Annotated in this window: 9 protein-coding genes; 6 read left to right on the top strand and 3 right to left on the bottom strand. The window is 75.5% G+C overall.

Features of this window, described 5'->3' with window-relative positions; all coding sequences use genetic code 11:
- Positions 1–8 precede the first annotated feature (8 nt).
- Positions 9–2,420, bottom strand: a complete 2,412-nt coding sequence (locus tag SYYSPA8_RS16330; RefSeq protein WP_323447910.1) for a hypothetical protein — start codon at positions 2,418–2,420, stop codon at positions 9–11.
- Positions 2,421–2,877: 457 nt separating this feature from the next.
- On the opposite strand from SYYSPA8_RS16330, the gene SYYSPA8_RS16325 reads away from it, so the two are divergent.
- On the top strand, positions 2,878–3,861 hold the full coding sequence (locus SYYSPA8_RS16325) for an alpha/beta fold hydrolase (RefSeq protein WP_323447909.1): 984 nt from the start codon (positions 2,878–2,880) through the stop codon (positions 3,859–3,861).
- A 162-nt stretch (positions 3,862–4,023) separates the two neighbouring features.
- Here SYYSPA8_RS16325 and SYYSPA8_RS16320 read toward each other — a convergent pair whose 3' ends face one another.
- Together SYYSPA8_RS16320 and SYYSPA8_RS16315 are read right to left on the bottom strand one after the other, a co-directional pair.
- The gene (locus SYYSPA8_RS16320; protein WP_323447908.1) at positions 4,024–4,899 is read right to left on the bottom strand and encodes an alpha/beta fold hydrolase; all 876 of its coding nucleotides are present in this window, start codon (positions 4,897–4,899) and stop codon (positions 4,024–4,026) included.
- Positions 4,896–5,843, bottom strand: coding sequence for an amidohydrolase family protein (locus SYYSPA8_RS16315; protein ID WP_323447907.1), 948 nt, complete (start codon positions 5,841–5,843; stop codon positions 4,896–4,898). The genes SYYSPA8_RS16320 and SYYSPA8_RS16315 overlap by 4 nt, the downstream gene beginning before the upstream one ends.
- 236 nt (positions 5,844–6,079) lie before the next feature.
- Between SYYSPA8_RS16315 and SYYSPA8_RS16310 the strand changes: the two genes are divergently transcribed.
- The 5 genes from SYYSPA8_RS16310 to SYYSPA8_RS16290 all read left to right on the top strand — a co-directional run bounded on the left by SYYSPA8_RS16310 (position 6,080) and on the right by SYYSPA8_RS16290 (position 15,758).
- Complete coding sequence (locus tag SYYSPA8_RS16310; RefSeq protein ID WP_323447906.1) at positions 6,080–6,661, top strand: FxLYD domain-containing protein; 582 nt, start codon at positions 6,080–6,082, stop codon at positions 6,659–6,661.
- A 533-nt stretch (positions 6,662–7,194) separates the two neighbouring features.
- On the top strand, positions 7,195–8,169 hold the full coding sequence (locus SYYSPA8_RS16305) for an alpha/beta hydrolase (RefSeq protein ID WP_323447905.1): 975 nt from the start codon (positions 7,195–7,197) through the stop codon (positions 8,167–8,169).
- Between the two features lie 1,085 nt (positions 8,170–9,254).
- A complete protein-coding gene (locus SYYSPA8_RS16300) occupies positions 9,255–11,462 on the top strand; it encodes a vWA-MoxR associated conflict system protein (protein WP_323447904.1) in 2,208 nt (735 codons plus the stop codon).
- Positions 11,459–12,454 (top strand): AAA family ATPase, encoded by a 996-nt coding sequence (locus SYYSPA8_RS16295; RefSeq protein WP_323447903.1) that lies wholly within the window; start codon positions 11,459–11,461, stop codon positions 12,452–12,454. The genes SYYSPA8_RS16300 and SYYSPA8_RS16295 overlap by 4 nt, the downstream gene beginning before the upstream one ends.
- Complete coding sequence (locus SYYSPA8_RS16290) at positions 12,447–15,758, top strand: SAV_2336 N-terminal domain-related protein (RefSeq protein WP_323447902.1); 3,312 nt, start codon at positions 12,447–12,449, stop codon at positions 15,756–15,758. The genes SYYSPA8_RS16295 and SYYSPA8_RS16290 overlap by 8 nt, the downstream gene beginning before the upstream one ends.
- The last annotated feature ends 59 nt before the right edge of the window (positions 15,759–15,817 follow it).

Genomic DNA, 15,817 nt, shown 5'->3' with positions numbered 1-15,817 from the left:
CGTAGCGCTCAGGGGCGTCGGGAGCGGGCGTGGCGGACCAGGGTCAGGCCGATCGCGATCAGGGCGAGGCTGACCAGGGCCGCGCTCAGGGTGTGGCCGCCCGTGTCCGAGAGCATGTGGCGCGGGGGCTCGGCGCGCGGGGGGCGGGGGGTCGCCGGCGGGGTGCGGTCCGCGCGGGCGCCCTGGGGGGTCGGGCCCGTCGCCTGGTCGTGCGGGCCCGGGGCGGGGTTCGCCGGAGTGCCCTTCGGTGGGGCACCGGTGAACTCCGCCTGGCGGAGCAGGACGCCGTCCGGGCCGCCACCGGTGCCGCCGATGGTGAGGCGGTCCAGCCGGGACGGGTCGACGCCCCGGAAGCGTTCCAGCGGCACGCGGACCGTACTGATCTGGAAGGCGGCGCCCTGCTCGCCCCGGGCGGCGTTCGCGAGCGCCGGGTCCGTGGCCGGCAGGTCGACGGTGGCACCGCGGCCACCGGTGTCCCGCAGGGTCAGCCGGAGCGGGGTGCCCGGGGAGCGCTCGTCCCGGCCGCCGAACGGTGCCAGGTGCAGGGTCAGCCGGTCCGGTGTCTGCCGCAGCCGCAGCGGGATCCGCAGCCCGCCCGTCCTCTTCCAGCGCACCTGGAGCAGCGGCGTGGTCGAGTCCACGACCCCCAGGGCGGTGTCGTCGCACCTGTCCGGCCGCCGTGCCGGGTCCTGCGGGTGGTACTGGCGGCACAGGCGCGCGGTCGCGTCACCCGTCGCCGACCAGGTCACCCGGGCGCGGCCCGGTGCGGTACCCGCGCGGGGCAGGGCGACGACGGTCTCCCGCCGCACCGACGGGGTGCCGGGGATCAGCCAGCGCGCCGGTACGCCGCCGAAGCCGCGGGGCACGGCGGCCCGGACGTCGTCCAGCGCGGCGATTCCGGTGGACCGGCCCGGACCCGCGGCGATTCCGGTGGACCGAACCGGTCCCGCGGCGATTCCGGTGGACCGGCCAGGACCCGCAGGGATCCCGGCGGACCCGCCCGGCCCCCAGGTCCCCGCCAGCCAGTCGCCCAGAGTGGCGGTCAGCAGCCTCTCGTGGGCGGCGGGACCGGGGCAGTTCCGGGTGCAGGACACCCGGTCGTCGGCGCGGGCCGCCGACAGCGCCCGGTTGAAGTAGTTGTGGCCGAAGCCGCGCACGGTGACCGCCCCGGCGGGTGCGGTGCGCCGCTGCCCGAGGTGGTCGGAGAGGTAGACGTTCCCCGCGTACCCGACGTCGGCGTCCTCCGCGCTGAGGACCGTCAGCCACGGCAGGTCCGCCGGGGGCGCGCTCATCGGACCGTACGGGTCCTCCGCCGAGGTCTCCAGCGCGGGCTGGAGCAGATACTGGCTGCGGATCCGGGTCGGGCCGGCCGCCCAGCGCCGTGCCATCGGTTCGGCGGCGTACGCGGAACGGGAGTGGGTGACCAGGGCCGCCGTCCGCAGGTCCACCCGGCCGCGCAGCCGCGTCCCGAAGGTGTCGCCACCGTCCTCCACCGCCCGCGCCAGCGCGTCGCGTTGCTCGCCGAAGACCTTGAGGACCGCCTCGACCTGGTCGTACGCGCCCCGGACGTCGTGGCCGACCCAGATTGGGCCGAGGTCGGGGATCAGCGACGCGTACCCCCGGCGGGCCAGCGACTCGGCGAGGTAGCGCCAGCCCCGGTCGTACCGGACCTCCTCGCTGCCCGCCGGGCACGGGTACGCGAAGACACCGCCGTCGGCGAGGTCGCCCGTCGAGCAGTTGCCGGACCGGAGGTGGCTCAGCAGCACCAGCCGGGCGGGCGGGCCCGACGCGGGCAGCACCAGCTGGCCCCGGACCGGGGCGCGGAAGCCGCCGCCGCCCGGGAGCGCGGTGTCGCCGAGGTCGAACCCGACGGCGGTGAAGCCCTTGCCCCGGGTGACCTCGGGCCGGGCCGGCCGCCGGTTCGCAGGGGAGCGCGGGCCGTCGGCGTCCCCGGAGTCCCCGGAGTCCCCGGAGTCTTCGGACGCTTCCGCCGCTTCCGCCGTCCCGCCGTCGCGGGTCCTGGGCGGCGGCGGGGACGGTGTGCCCGGCGCTGATGACGGGGGCACGGAGGGGAGGGAGGGGACGGAGAGGATGGAAGGGGCAGAGGGTGCGGCGGAGGCGGCCGGCGTCACCAGGTCCGCGTCCGGCGCCTCGTCCGGCGCCCGGGTATCCGTCGCCCGGCTGTCCGCGGCCCGCCCGCCCAGGCCCCCGGGAACGGGTACCCCGGGAAGCCCGGGCGCCCCGAGGTCCCCGGGAAGCCCGGGAACGAGCGCCGACGGCACCGGCTCCCGCCCCGAACCGGACGCCCCGGCCCCCGGCGCCGTACCGCCGACCACCAGGACGGCCAGCGACACCGCGCAGAGCAGCCGGGCACGCCGCCGCCTCCCCCGCTCCGCGACCCTCGGCACCGTCACTGACATTCCGCCCTCCCTGGACCACCGGCGCCCGGTCGCCCCGGGGACTTCACTGCCGCTCTGCTCCCGAAGATGCGGAATGTCCGGGCCTGGTTGGTCACGAACCCGGGGTAATTCCACAAATCGGACCCACGATTCGCGCCCCCCGCCCCCCGCCCGGGGGAACGGACCGCGCGTACGCCCCCAGCGGGTCCCGCGTACGCCGCTCATGGCCTCGCGTACGCCGGCACCGCCCCAGGACTCGCGCACGCCCCGGGGACCGGGGTCCACGACCTCTCACCCGTCCAATCCCCCGTATGCCGGTGTCCTTCACCCTTCCGGACCGTGCCGCGCGCGCCGGCACCGCCGCTCGCCAACGCTGAGGAACGAGAGCAATTCCCCCAGAGCCCCCGAGCGCTCCGAGCCCTCCCCGAGAGAAGAGCCCGCCATGGCCGTGCCGCCGTCCTCACCGTCCTCCCGCCGTATGTCCCGCAGGTCCCGCATATCCCGCGCTCCCCGCACCGCCGCCCGGATAGCCGTCCTGACCCTCACCGCGTCGGCCCTGGCCACCGGGCCCGCCATCGCCGCCGGAACCACGGCGGGAGCGACGGCGGGAACCGACGGCGGCGCCAAGCCCACCGTCGTCCTCGTGCACGGCGCCTTCGCCGACGCCTCCGGCTGGAGCGGTGTCGTCGAACGCCTCCAGCACCACGGATACAAGGTGGTCGCCCCCGCCAACCCGCTGCGCAGTCTCTCCGGCGACTCCACCTACATCGCCAGCGTGCTCAAGAGCATTGAGGGCCCCATCGTGCTCGCGGGCCACTCCTACGGCGGCGCGGTCATCACCGAGGCCGCCGCCGGCAACCCGAACGTCAAGGCCCTCGTCTACGTCTCCGCCTTCATGCCCGACAAGGGCGAGACGCTGGGCGCCCTCTCCGCCAAGTTCACCGGCAGCGAGTTGCAGCCCGCGCTCAAGCCCGTCCCGTACACCGACGGCACCACCACCGGACAGGACCTCTACATCCGGGACGACAAGTTCCACAGCGTCTTCGGCGCCGATCTGGCCCGCGCGGAGACCAAGGTGATGGCGGTCGAGCAGCGGCCGATCGCGGCGGCCTGCTTCGAGGAGAAGGCGACCAAGGCGGCGTGGCGCTCCATCCCGTCCTGGTTCGTCGTCTCGAAGCACGACAAGGCCATCGCGCCCGACCTCGAACGCTTCGAGGCCCGCCGGGCGAAGTCGCACACGGTCGAGCTGAACTCGTCGCACGTCTCGATGATGTCCCACCCCGATGTCGTCACCCGGCTGATCAGGGAGGCGGCGACGGCCACCGCCGGCGACCGCCGGGCCGAACTGGCCCGTACCGGCGCCCAGGCGCAGGCCCTCGTGGGCGTCGGCGGACTGGCCGGAGCCGCCCTGCTCGCGGGAACGGCGCTGGTGATGACCGGCCGCCGGCACTCCCGCGACTGAGGACGCGCCCCCGGGTGCGCGACGCACCCGCCCGGGGCGTGCCGTGCCGGGCCCGGTGGACCGACCGCCGGGCCCGGCCCGTGTACGTGTACGTGTACGAGTACGAGTACGTGTACGTGTACGTGTACGTGTACGAGCGGAATCAGAGCGTCAACAGCACGGTCAGTGGCGGGCGACGAAGTCGAGCACCGCCCCGTTCAGCGCCGCCGGATCCTCCTCGTGCATCAGATGCGAACCCCGCACGATCTCCACCCGCTCGGTGTCCGGCAGCAGCTCCTCCAGCCGGTCCACGAGCCGGTGCAGCACGGGCGCGCTGTGCAACCCCGTCACCAGCAGCGTCGGGGTCCGCAGCCGCCGTACCGCCTCCGTGTCCACCACCGGGAACCCCGCCCCGAACAGCCCCGCCTTCAGCGCCGACAGGTTCTCCCACATCTGCGGCACCCGCTCCCGCTTGAGCGACCCGAACGCCTTCCGGTCCAGCACCCCCCGGAGGAAGGTCCGCAGCGCCTTCCCGTCCCGGCCCGCGCGGAACGCCCGTCCCGCCGGGAGCACCGTCCCCAGCTGGAACCGGAGCAGGTCCTTCAGTACGGCCGGCCGACCGGCCAGCAGCTTCAGTTCGGCGGCGCTCGGCGGGTCGCTCAGATAGAGCGGCACCACCGGCGGCTCCTCCAGGACCAGGCTCCGGACCGCGTCCGGCCGCCGCACCGCCGCCAGCAGGGAGACGAACGCGCCCCACGAGTTCGCCACCAGATGCGCGGGCGCGGCGCCGACCCGGTCCAGGAAGGCGAGCAGATCGCCGATGTGCGGCCCCATCGGGTTCAGCGTGCCGGGCAGGATGTCCGCGTTGGGCCGCGCGTAGCGGCGGCTGTACGCGATCGCCCGGTACGAGGCGCCGAAGACCGGCAGCTGCGCGTCCCAGGTGCGCAGATCGCTCAGATCCCCGTGGACGAAGACGACCGGCTCGCCCCGCCCCGTCTCCCGGTACGCCAGCGACACCCCGTTCACCTCGACCGTGCGCACGTCCTCGGGGATGCTCATGGCCGCACTCCCAGCACACCCGTCGCGTTGGTGTCGAGGATCCGCCGCGCCTGGTCCTCCGGCAGCCCCGCGTGCTCGATGTAGGCGACGGCGGTACGGAAGAGGTCGCCGTCCTCGTACGGGAAGTCCGTGCCGAGCAGGATCCGGTCGGCGCCGAAGGTCTCCACGGCCGCGCGGAGCGCCGGGGTGTGCCCGTGGCCGACGCTGTCGTACCAGAGCCGACGGGCGGCGGCGCTGGGCAGTTCGGGGGTGCCGGGGGCCTCCCAGCCGACCTGGTTGTCGGCGCGCTGGAGCAGCATCGGCAGGGCGCCGCCCAGGTGCGATGCGATGATCCGCAGCCCCGGGTAGCGGCTGGGGATCCCCGCCAGGATCAGCTGCATGATCGCGATCGTGTCCTCGATGGGGGCGCCGATCGACCAGGTCAGCCGGTGTTCGGAGATCAGCGGTGTGCCCGCGCCGCAGCCCGCCGGATGGATGTGGAGGACCGCTTCGCGCCGGTCCAGCTCCTCGTACACCGGCTCGAAGGCGGGGTCGGCCACCGACCGGCCGAGGACGGACGTGGTGGTCGAGACGCCCGCCATGCCCAGTTCGTCCAGGGCCCGGACGAGTTCGGTGAGGCAGGCGTCGACGTGCGGGAAGGGCAGTGAGCCGAAGGCGAGGAAGCGGTCGGGCCGGGCCCGTACCGTGTCCGCGTACAGGTCGTTGACGAACCGGGCCGCGTGGACCGCGTGCTCCTCCTCGGCGAAGTGCGGCGACTGCGGTGGCGCGGAGATCACCTGGTGGGTCACCCCGGCCGAGTCCATCAGGTCGAACCGGGCCGCCAGTTCCCCGTCGCCGACGCCGGCGCCCAGGCCGCGCTGGGTGTCGGTGTCCGTCTTGCCGTATCCGCGCAGCAGGTCCAGATACTCATCGGTCCAGACATGCGCATGGACGTCGATCCTCACGGGTGGCTCTCTTCCCTCACGGCTCCGGAATTTCCCCCACCGCTCCGGAACGTTCACCACCCCCACCAGTTCCTCTCTTCCCTGGGGCCTCGGCGGTGTAACAACGCCTCACCCGGCGCCCGGGTCCCCGGCCCGGATGGCGTACCCCTGGGTGCGGGCCCGGCCCCCGCCTCCTTGACTGGTGGGACGGATCCCTGACGGATCCCGGACGGTCCCGGACGAAGGAGGCGGCTGACGTGGGTGGTCGTGGTCGTGGTCGTGATCGATGGCGGCGGAGCGCGGTCGCGGCCGGTCTCGCGGTGGCGCTGGGAGCCGGTGCGGCGGGCTGTTCCGACAACAGTGTGTCGAGCCCTTCCGACCTGGCGTCGAAGGCGGCGTCGGCCGGGGCCCGGGTGACGTCCGCGGCCTCGTCGGCGGTGGCGGAGGCGTCCCGGGCGGTGGAGTCCGCCGGGGGCAAGGTCACCGGAGCCGCCTCGCAGGTCGCCTCGGCGGTGGCGTCGGCGACGAAGGAGGCCGACCGCAAGCTGGAGGAGATCAAGGGCGGGGTGAACGCCAAGGACGCCGTGACGCTCGGGAAGCCCGCCACCGGCGGTGATCAGAAGACCTCGGTGAAGGTCACCGTGCGCAACACGACCGACTCCGCCAAGTCGTTCGCCGTCCGGGTCGACTTCACGGACAGCAGCGGGAATCTGCTGGACGCCGTCGTCGCCGACGTCAAGGACGTGGCCGGCGGCGCCACGGGCACCGTGGACGCGATCAGCCACCGGCAGCTGACCGGTGAGGTGAAGGCCGAGGTGGGGACGGCCGTCAGGTACTGAGCCGCTGATGCCCCCGGCCGGCCGCCGGTTCCTGGCCGCCGGTTCCTGGCCGCCGGTTCCTCGGCGCCCGGGTCGTTGCCCGACCACCCGGGTCACTCCCCGGCGGGTACGGCGGCGAAGACGGGCGCCGACGGGCCGGCCGCGAGCCACTCCCACTCCACCGGGCCCGTCGCCCGGTACGGCGCCCGGTACCCGGTACCCGGCCTCCCGCACGGAGGTCCCGATCGCGAGGTACTCCGGCACCCGGCCCCGGGGGCCGTCAGCGTGCTCACGGGGCCGCGGGGGCCGATGCGGGGTCGGGGCGCCCCGGCCTGCGACCTCGGGTTCCGGGGTGAGGACCACTCCCGGCCGAAAGGGTCCCCCCTTGACAAACCCGTCGACTCTTGTCCCGTACAGAGGAGTTGGTAGCGTTCTGCCACCTGGTCGGCGGGATCGCGTACACGGGGGTGGGGCGGCGGGCCGGGCCGCCCGGAAGGGGGTGCTTGGTGCGTACGGTGAGCGGAGCGGACCGCGGGGGATCCCGTCCCCAACTGGTGTTCGTGCACGGGATCGGGCGGCCACGGGAGGCGGAGCCGACCCGTACGGAGTGGACACGGGCGCTCGCGGAGGGCGCGCGGGCCGCCGGACACGCCCCCGCGATCTCCGGGGTGACCGGAGGGTGGTCGGTGGACACCGTCTTCGCCTCGTACGGGGAGCTGTTCACCGGAAAGGCCCGGCCCCAGGGCGGCGGCGAACCGGAACTCGACCTTGACGACGAGGACGCCCGGATGGTGCTCGCCCTCGTCCGCGAACTCCTCGACCAGGAGGCCGCGAGCCCCGAACACCGGGGCGACCGCCGGCTGGCCCGCGCGCAGGCCCAACTGAGGGCGGCGGAGGACGCGTCGGCGCGGGCGCAGGGCGTGCTCGGCACCGCCAGGATCGCTCTCGACGCGTGCGCGCAGGTCGCGGCGTTGCCGGCCGTCCGCGAGCTGGCGCAGTGGCTCAGCGCGCGGGACGCGCTGCGGGCCCTGGGGCAGCCGGGCCGCTATCTGCGCCGCAAGGAGCCCGACGCCGCCGGGGTGACGCTCGACGCCCGGATCCGCGCCCTGGTACGGGGCTGTCTCGACCCTTCGCGTCCGGCGATCGTCGTGGCGCACTCGCTGGGCACGGTGGTCGCGTTGGAGACGCTGGCGGCGGACTACCCGGGCCCGGTCCCGCTCTTCGTCACCCTCGGCTCGCCGATCGCGACGAAGGGGGTCGTCTGGCCCCTGCTGCGGCCCCGGCCGCCGGCCACGCCAGCGTGCGTGGGGCGCTGGCTGGATTTCGCCGACCGCGACGACGTGGTCGTGCCGCGCACGGGGTTCGCCGAGTCCTTCGTCCCGAACGCGGCGGGCGTCCGGCCGGAACCGGAGCACCTGGACTCGTGCCGGCTCTGGGTCCACCCCGCGACCACGTATCTGCGCAGGCCCGAAGTGGCGGGCCGGATCATGGAGGCGGTCGCCGCACTGGGCGGCGCCCCGGCCTCATGACGGCACGGGAGACTCCGGCGACTCCGGGTGGCCCGGCGGTCCCGGGACCACGATCGCTCCCCGGGGACGTCGGGGATCCCGCGCGCGCCGGGGCGGAGGGTGTTCCCGGCGGTACGGGTGACGCGGGCGGGCTGCGCGGCCCTGCGCCGGCCGGACCCGGGGGCCGGGGCGCGGATGCTCCGGCTGATGCCGGGTTGTCGGCGGCAGGTGGCCGGATATCGTCCCCGCCGGTCGCGCACACCACCGCCCACGACGGACGGCCCGCACCCGCGACGGCCGGGGACGCCGAACGTGACCGCACCGGCGGTACGGGCCGGCTCCACGACACCGCGATACCCGGGGACGAACCAGAGGGCGCGCCTGGAACGCCGGGAACCCTCCGGGAAGCCGATACCGGAGCACCCCACCAACCCGGCGACCGGGCTCCCGCCTTCCCGGCACCGGCACCGGCGCCCGTCACCGCACAACCGCGCCCACCCGGGACACCCGGGTCCCTCGGCACCGGCGACCAGCGTCCGGGCTCCCTCGCACCATCGACCGCAGGCCGACAGCCATGCCCACTCGGGGACGCACCACGGGGAACGCTCCGGCAAGCCGACACCGGAGCCACCGGAGCACCCGGCCGCCCCGGCGACCACCAACCCGGCCTCCCCGCACCCGCAACCGCACACCCACGCACGCCCGGGACGCGCACTGCCGCCCCGGCCGAGGACACCGACCGCACCAGCCGTACGAGCCGTACGAGCCGGCTCCACGACACCGCGACACCCGGGGACGAGCCACCACGCCCGCCGGGAACACCGGGAACACCACGCCCGCCGGGAACGCCGGGAACGCTCCAGGAAGCCGATACCGAAGCCTCCAGCGCGCCCGGTCAGCCCGGCGACCGTGACCCCGGCCTCCCATCCGTCTCCGCACCACCACACCCCCCGGAGCCGCACACCACCGACCGCGAGCCCCGGAGCCAGTACGCGGACGTCCCCCCGCCCCCGCCCGGCCCGTGGGCAGGAAGCGCGACAGCGGGCGGCCGGACCCCGCAGGGCGGCCGGCCCCCGTACGGCCCCGGGGACCCGGCCGGGACCGGAGTGCGGCATGTCCTCGTCGTCGCCAGTCAGTGCGCCGCCGAGGAGGAGCTGCCGGGGCTCGCCGAGGTCGCCGACGGGGTGTTCGGTGCGCTGACCGATCCCCGGGTCGGCGGCTGCGTGGAGAGCCCCGTGCCCGGGGCCGCCCGGATGCGGGCCGGGGCCGCCGACCGGCGGGAGGTCGACGGCGCCGTGCGGGAGGCCATCCTGCGGGCCGGGGCGGCGGGCGCCGTGCTCGTGCTCGTCTTCATCGGGCACGGGCAGGCCCCCGACGACGCCGCCACCCTGCACTTCCTCGCCCGGGACTCCCGCCCCGGCGAGATGGCCGGCGCCGTCGACGTGGGCGCGCTGCTCGCCGCCGCCGCCGACCAGCCCGGCGTCGACGGCGTGATCGCGCTCCTCGACACCTGCCAGGCAGCCGCCGGCGCACCCGGCGGCCCCGCCCTCACCGGCGGCTACGCGCAGGGCCTCAAACGCGTCGCCGTCCTGATGGCGGCGACGGCCCGGCGGCCCGCCTACGACCTCGACTTCAGCCGGGAACTCACCGCCCTGCTGCGCCGGGGCGTGCCCGACGCCGGTCCGCTCCTGTCGCCGCGTACGGTCAAGGCCGGGCTGGGCGAACGGCTGCTGCGGCAGGACACCACGTATCTGGAGTACGACGGCGACCCCGGCGCCCCGGCCACCGGGCTCTGGCTGGCCCGGAACACCCGCCACTCCGTGAGCACCACCGGCGCTCTCGGCCCCCTCGGCGCCGCCGAACTCCACGACGCCCTCGCCGAGTGGACCCAGGCCGACCCCGGCACCGCCTGGACCCCCGACGCCCTGGACCGTCTCGCCCGGAGCGCCGCCGCGTCCCTGGACCCCGCCGCGCTACGGGTCCGCGAGACCGCCGAAGCGCTGCTCGCCGCCGTCGCCACCGGCCGTTTCCTCACCGACTGGGCCACCGGGCTCTCCACCCCCCACCTGCGGACCGCGATCGTCACGGTGAACCGCATGGCCGCCGCACCCGGCACCCCGCCGCTCGCGCCACCCGCAGCGGTCGGCGGCAGCGAACTCCTCCGCCATCTCCTCGAATTCGCCGTGCTGCGCACCACACCCGCGCTGCTGTCCGGCGGACCGGGCGCGTCCGGCGGCCCCGGTGGGGCGCTCGCGCGCTGCGTGGTCGCCGTCGCCGGGGCCTGCGGCCTCGATCCCGGGGACCCGGCGGTCCTCGGCTGGGCCCGGGGCGCCGACGCCGTCATCGCCCTCAACGACGCCCGCGAGGCCTACGCGGGACTCCGCGAGGACCACGTGCCCCGGCTGGTGATCAGCCTGCACGCGGCCCCGGTCGACTGGCCGGAGTCCCTGGCGGGCTTCCTCCGGGTCGGCGACCGGGCCCGGCACCAGCGGGAGTTCGCCTGCGTACCCACCCGTTCCGGGGTCGAGGAACGGCTGCCGGAGATCGTGGAGTGGGCGGAGTCCCTGCTGCCCGCCGGGGAGCCGCTGCGGCACGTCGACATCGCCGCCCCCAGCGCCGTCCTCGCCGAATGGCACCCGGAGCACGTCCCCACCGGGCTGTACGAACTCGGCGCCGACCGGACCGTCACCCTGCGCTGGGCGCGGCGGCTCGGGGTCCCCCGGCGGCTGCGCGGCATCAACGGGGAGGCCCGGCGGCGGCTGGCCCTGCTCGACGCGGGACCCACCGGGGGCGAGGCCCCTGTCGACTGGCTGGATCCGGTCACCGCGCAGGACACCACCGCGCTCAAGGGGCTGCTGCGGATGCGTCGTTTCCAGCGGGCCATCGGGGTCGACCACCGGCCGGCGCCGCCCCGCCTCGCCGAACTGCTGGAGACGCTGCTGCCGTACACCCCGGTCCTGTTCTGGCCCGGCGCCGGCGAAGGCCGGGCGGGGGACGCGCACCGCGACTGCCTGGGGCTGCTGTGGCCCCGGCTGCCGGCCGGGTTCGGGGAGGCGTACCAGCGGCGCAGGCTCGCCGACGCGGGTGTCCCCGCACCGCATCTGCCGCCCGCCGAACAGCGGCTGCTGGACGCGCTCGCGGAGCTGCGGACGGTGTGGCACGACCGGGACTGGCTGGATTTCTGCCTCTGGTACGAGGGGGCGGCCCCACCGCCGGAGCCGGCATCCCCGGAGCCGGCATCCCCGGAACCACCTCCCACGGGACCGACGCCGCCGGAACCGACTCCCACGAGCACCCCCGAGGACCCCACATGACCTGGCAGACGTACTACCGGGGCGACGGCCTCCCGCGCGATGTGGAACTCGCGGACCCGCCGCCCTGGCGCACCTTCCCGCGCCGCTCCGCCCATGAGGCGTTCCAGCCGCCGGAAGGGCTCACGGACGCGGTGAACGCGGCGCTCTACCTGCGCCGCCCGCTCCTGATCACCGGCGCGGCCGGGACCGGCAAGTCCACCGTGGTCGAACAGGTCGCGGCGGAACTGCGGCTGGGATCGGTGCTCCGCTGGCACATCACCTCCCGCAGCACCCTGGCGGACGCGCTGTGCCGGTACGACGCACTGGGCCACATCCACGCGCTGCGGCTGCGCCAGACCGTCCAGCCGGCCACGGAACCGGCCACGGAAAAAGGCACGGAACCAGCCACGGAAACGGCCACCGGCGCCGACGACATCGCGCCCTTCCTCCGGCTCGGCCCCCTCGGCACCGCCCTGCTCCCCGGCACCCGCCCCCGCGCCCTGCTGATCGACGAGATCGACAAGAGCGACCTGGACCTCCCCAGCGACCTCCTGGATGTCCTGGAGCGCGGCGAGTTCGAGATCCCGGAGCTGGTCCGCCACCCCGGCGAGCTGATCCCGGTCCGCACCGCCGACACCGACGCCCGCCGCACGCACGACATCGCCGACGGCCACGTCCAGTGCACCGAGTTCCCGTTCATCGTCATGACGAGCAACGGGGAACGGGACTTCGCGCCCCCGTTCCTGCGCCGCTGTGTCCGGTACGAGATGCCCGCGCCCACCGCCGACACCCTCCGCCGGGCCGTCGCCGCCCATCTGGGGGCCGAGCTTCCCGGTCAGGGCCCAGTGGCCGGCCTGATCGAGTCGTTCGCGGCCCGGGTGGAACGCGGCGACAGCCTCGCCGTCGATCAGCTCCTCAACGCGGTACGGCTCCTCACCGACGCGGGGGCGCCCACGGGTGAGCAGCGCGAACGGCTGCTCGCGCTGCTCACACGGGAGTTGAACGGTGGCTGACCAGCCGCCCCTCTACGGTGCGCTGGACCGGCTGACCACGGCCCTCGCGGGGGTGCTCGGGGAGCTGGCCCCCGGCGGTACGGACGCGGTGGCGGTCGCCGACGCGCTGTGGCTGGCCGCCGCGTCCACCCCGGGCGGGGCCGTCCCCGGTGCGGCCAGACCCGTACCGGAGCCGGTCGCGGTACGGACGGCACGGCCCGCCGCCGCCCCCGACGGGCCCGCGCCCCCGGATCCGGACCCCGAGCCCGTACCGCCACAGGAGCCGGCGCAGGAGTCGGCACACGAGTCGGGCCGCCCGGACACCGTGGAGTGGTACGAACCCCTCCCCGGCCCCCGGCGGCCGGCCACGCCCACCGCCCCCGTGACCGTCGCGGCCGTCGCGGCCGGCCGGGCGCTGCCCGCCCCGCTGGACGTCGGACGGGCGCTGCGCCCCTTCCACCGCCGCCGTGGCCACGGCCCGCGCCGGGTCCTCGATCTGCCGGAGACGCTGCGGCAGAGCGCGCGTATGGGGGAACTCCTGCCGGTGCTGGGCCCGGTGCCGGAGCCCTGGTTCGAGATCGTGCTCGTGGTCGACACCGCGCCCGCGATGGCGGTCTGGGAGGACGCGGTCGCCGAGTTCACCGCCCTGCTGGCCGGTCTCGGCGCGTTCCGCCGGGTCACCGTCCTCGCCCTGGCCGACGGGGAGCGGCTGGTGGACCGCCGGGGCCGCAGCGCCGACCCGGACCGGCTCGCCGCGCCCGACGGCCGGCGGCTGGTGCTGATGGTCTCGGACTGCGCGGCGGCCCCCTGGTACGGGCCGGGGCCCTGGCGACTGCTGCGCCGCTGGGGCCGCCGGGCGCCGGTGGCGCTGCTCAATCCGCTGCCGGGGCGCCTGTGGTCCCGTACCGCACTGGACCTGCCCGCCGTACGGGTTGGCTCGCGCGCGCCCGTCCGCGACAACCGGGGCCTGCGGTACGCCGGTTCCGCCGCCCGCCCGGGGTGGCTGCCGCTGCCGGTGCTGTCCTTCTCCCCGTACGCGCTGGAACGCTGGGCGCGGGGCTTCGTACGCGGTGCGCCGGAGGGGTACGACGCCGTACTCGTACCGCCGTCGGGGATCCTCCCGGCGGCCCTGACGGCCCCGGAGGCGGAAGAGCCGGACCCGGTGGAGGTGTTCCTGCGGACCGGTTCGGCGGACGCGGTCCGGCTGGCGGCGCTCGGCAGCCCGTTCCGGCGGCTGGATCTGGCGCTGTTGCACCTGATCCGCCGGGAGGTGGTGCCCGGGGCCGGTACCGACACCGTCGCGGAGCTGCTGACCAGCGGGATCGTCAGCGTCGAACGGGAGGGCACGGCACCGCCGTCCGTCCTCTTCGGCGAGCGCGCGCGGGAGCGACTCGCCGCCGTCCTGACCCGCCGGGACGCCTGGCTGACGCACACCGCGCTGAGCCGCTACGTCGCTTCCCGGACACCGTGGCCGGTGGACGGCGTCAACGCGCGCGTGGCCGGAACCGGGACGGTCCTCCCGGCGGAGGTGCGGCCGTTCGCGGAGGCGTCGGGCGAGCTGCTGGGGCTGCTGCGGGGCAGCAGCCCGACGGTCGCGGCCCGCACGGCGGAGGCCCGGCCGATTTCGTACGACGGTCCGCTCCCGGATCCCCGGCGCAGCCGGGCCCTGTTGATCGGGACCACCGACTACGACTTCCTCGCGGCCCACCCCGGGGCCTCACACGCGGTGGAGAATCTGCGTGCCGTGCTGACCTCTCCGGATGGCTGGAACCTGCCGCCGGAGCACATCCGGATCCTCGTCGACCCGCCGGACCGGGAGGCGGTGCTGGGGGCGCTGCGGAAGGCGTGCGAGGAGGCGACGGACGCGCTGTTCCTCTATGCCGTCGGGCATGTGGTGACGGAGGCGGGGGCGGTCGCCTGGGGGCTGAAGTCGGCCGTGTCGGGCGGGTCCTCCGATGCCATCGTGCCCCTGTCCACGGTCCGGCTCGTCCTGGAGAGCCACCACGTGCGCCGGGTGCTGGCCGTGCTCGACCACGACCGGGGGCTGGAGTCGCTGCGGCTGCTGGCGGTGCCCGCCCGCCCCCTGAAGACCCAGCCGTCGCTGCGGCTGCTGGCGAGCACGGGCCAGGACGTGGTTCCCCTGGGTCCGGTGCTCGCGGGGATCGCCGACCGGGGGGTGCCGGGCGGGCCGGAGTTCCTGGGCGTGCACGAGCTGCGGGAGGAGGCGGAGCGGTGGCTGAACGCCGGTCCGCGTGACGAGTACGTCCACTCGCTGGAGCTGGGATCGTTCCCGCTCGCCCTGGTCCGCAACAGCGCGGTCGGCGAACCGTCGGACGGACCGGACCCCACGGATCCGGAGACGGACATCGTGTACGAGGCGGTGAGCACCAGGCTGCGGCGGCTGCTGCCGCTCCGCTACGCCGGCCCGTCGCGGCGGAGCACCGACCGGGTGCTGCTGGAGCTGTTGCAGTTCGCGGAAGCCCCGCCAGAGGGGTCAGACCCGGCGAATGCCGGCGAACTGCTCACGGCGCTGACCGCCCATCTCACCGCCAGGGGCCTCACGGTGTCCTCGGAGAAGGCAGGGGAGAGCGTCAGGCACTACTTCGTCAGGACCACCCGCCGGCTCACCGGACACGCCCATCATCTGCGGGTGGAGGGGGCGACCGGACCCTGGCTCCCGGCCCCGTACGAGGCGATCCGCTACTCGTCGCCGAGGGTCCGCTTCCTCGTCGTTCCCGACGAACCGGACCACCCGTTCCCGCCCCTGGCGGACCGGGTCTCCGTGCTGGACGACGATTCGGTGGACGGCCACTACGCCACCGTCGTTCTGCGCGTGCCGCTCTCCCCCGCCGCCCGGGACGGGTGGCCCGGTATGGCCGAGGAGTTGCTGTACGAGTTGCCGATGCCGTTCGAGGACGGGCTGCTGGCGGCGGTGGAGAACGCCTGTTCGTCGCTGGCGGCCAACGGCCCGGACCTGGCCCGGCTGGGCGTCCCGGACTCGCTGGAGGATCCCGTCCTGGTGGCCGTGCGGCCGGACCCGGAGTCGCTGGACTGGCAGCCGCACGAGGAGTACGACCACGGCCTGGTCGTGGGCGAGCTGACGATCTCGGCCGAGCTGGAGTTCGAGGGGTTCCTGCCGGCGGACGAGACCTCCGTACGGGATCCGGACGACGACCCCAGGGTGTGGACCCGCGTCCACCGGGACGTCGTCCTCGTCTTCACCGCCCAGATCGAACCCGACGAGCTGGGCATCGAGCTGGAGTTGCAGCAGGCCCACGAGGTGGGCCGGAGCCCCCGGGAGGACCATCCGCACGCCGGTGAGTGAGGGTGCGCGTGGGGCGTGAGTGACGGGAGTCTCAGCACGGGCGGCGTCCGCCCCCTGGT

Source organism: Streptomyces yaizuensis, from assembly GCF_034961445.1.
GTDB lineage: Bacteria > Actinomycetota > Actinomycetes > Streptomycetales > Streptomycetaceae > Streptomyces > Streptomyces yaizuensis.
This window is presented reverse-complemented; position numbering and strand designations above follow the sequence as displayed.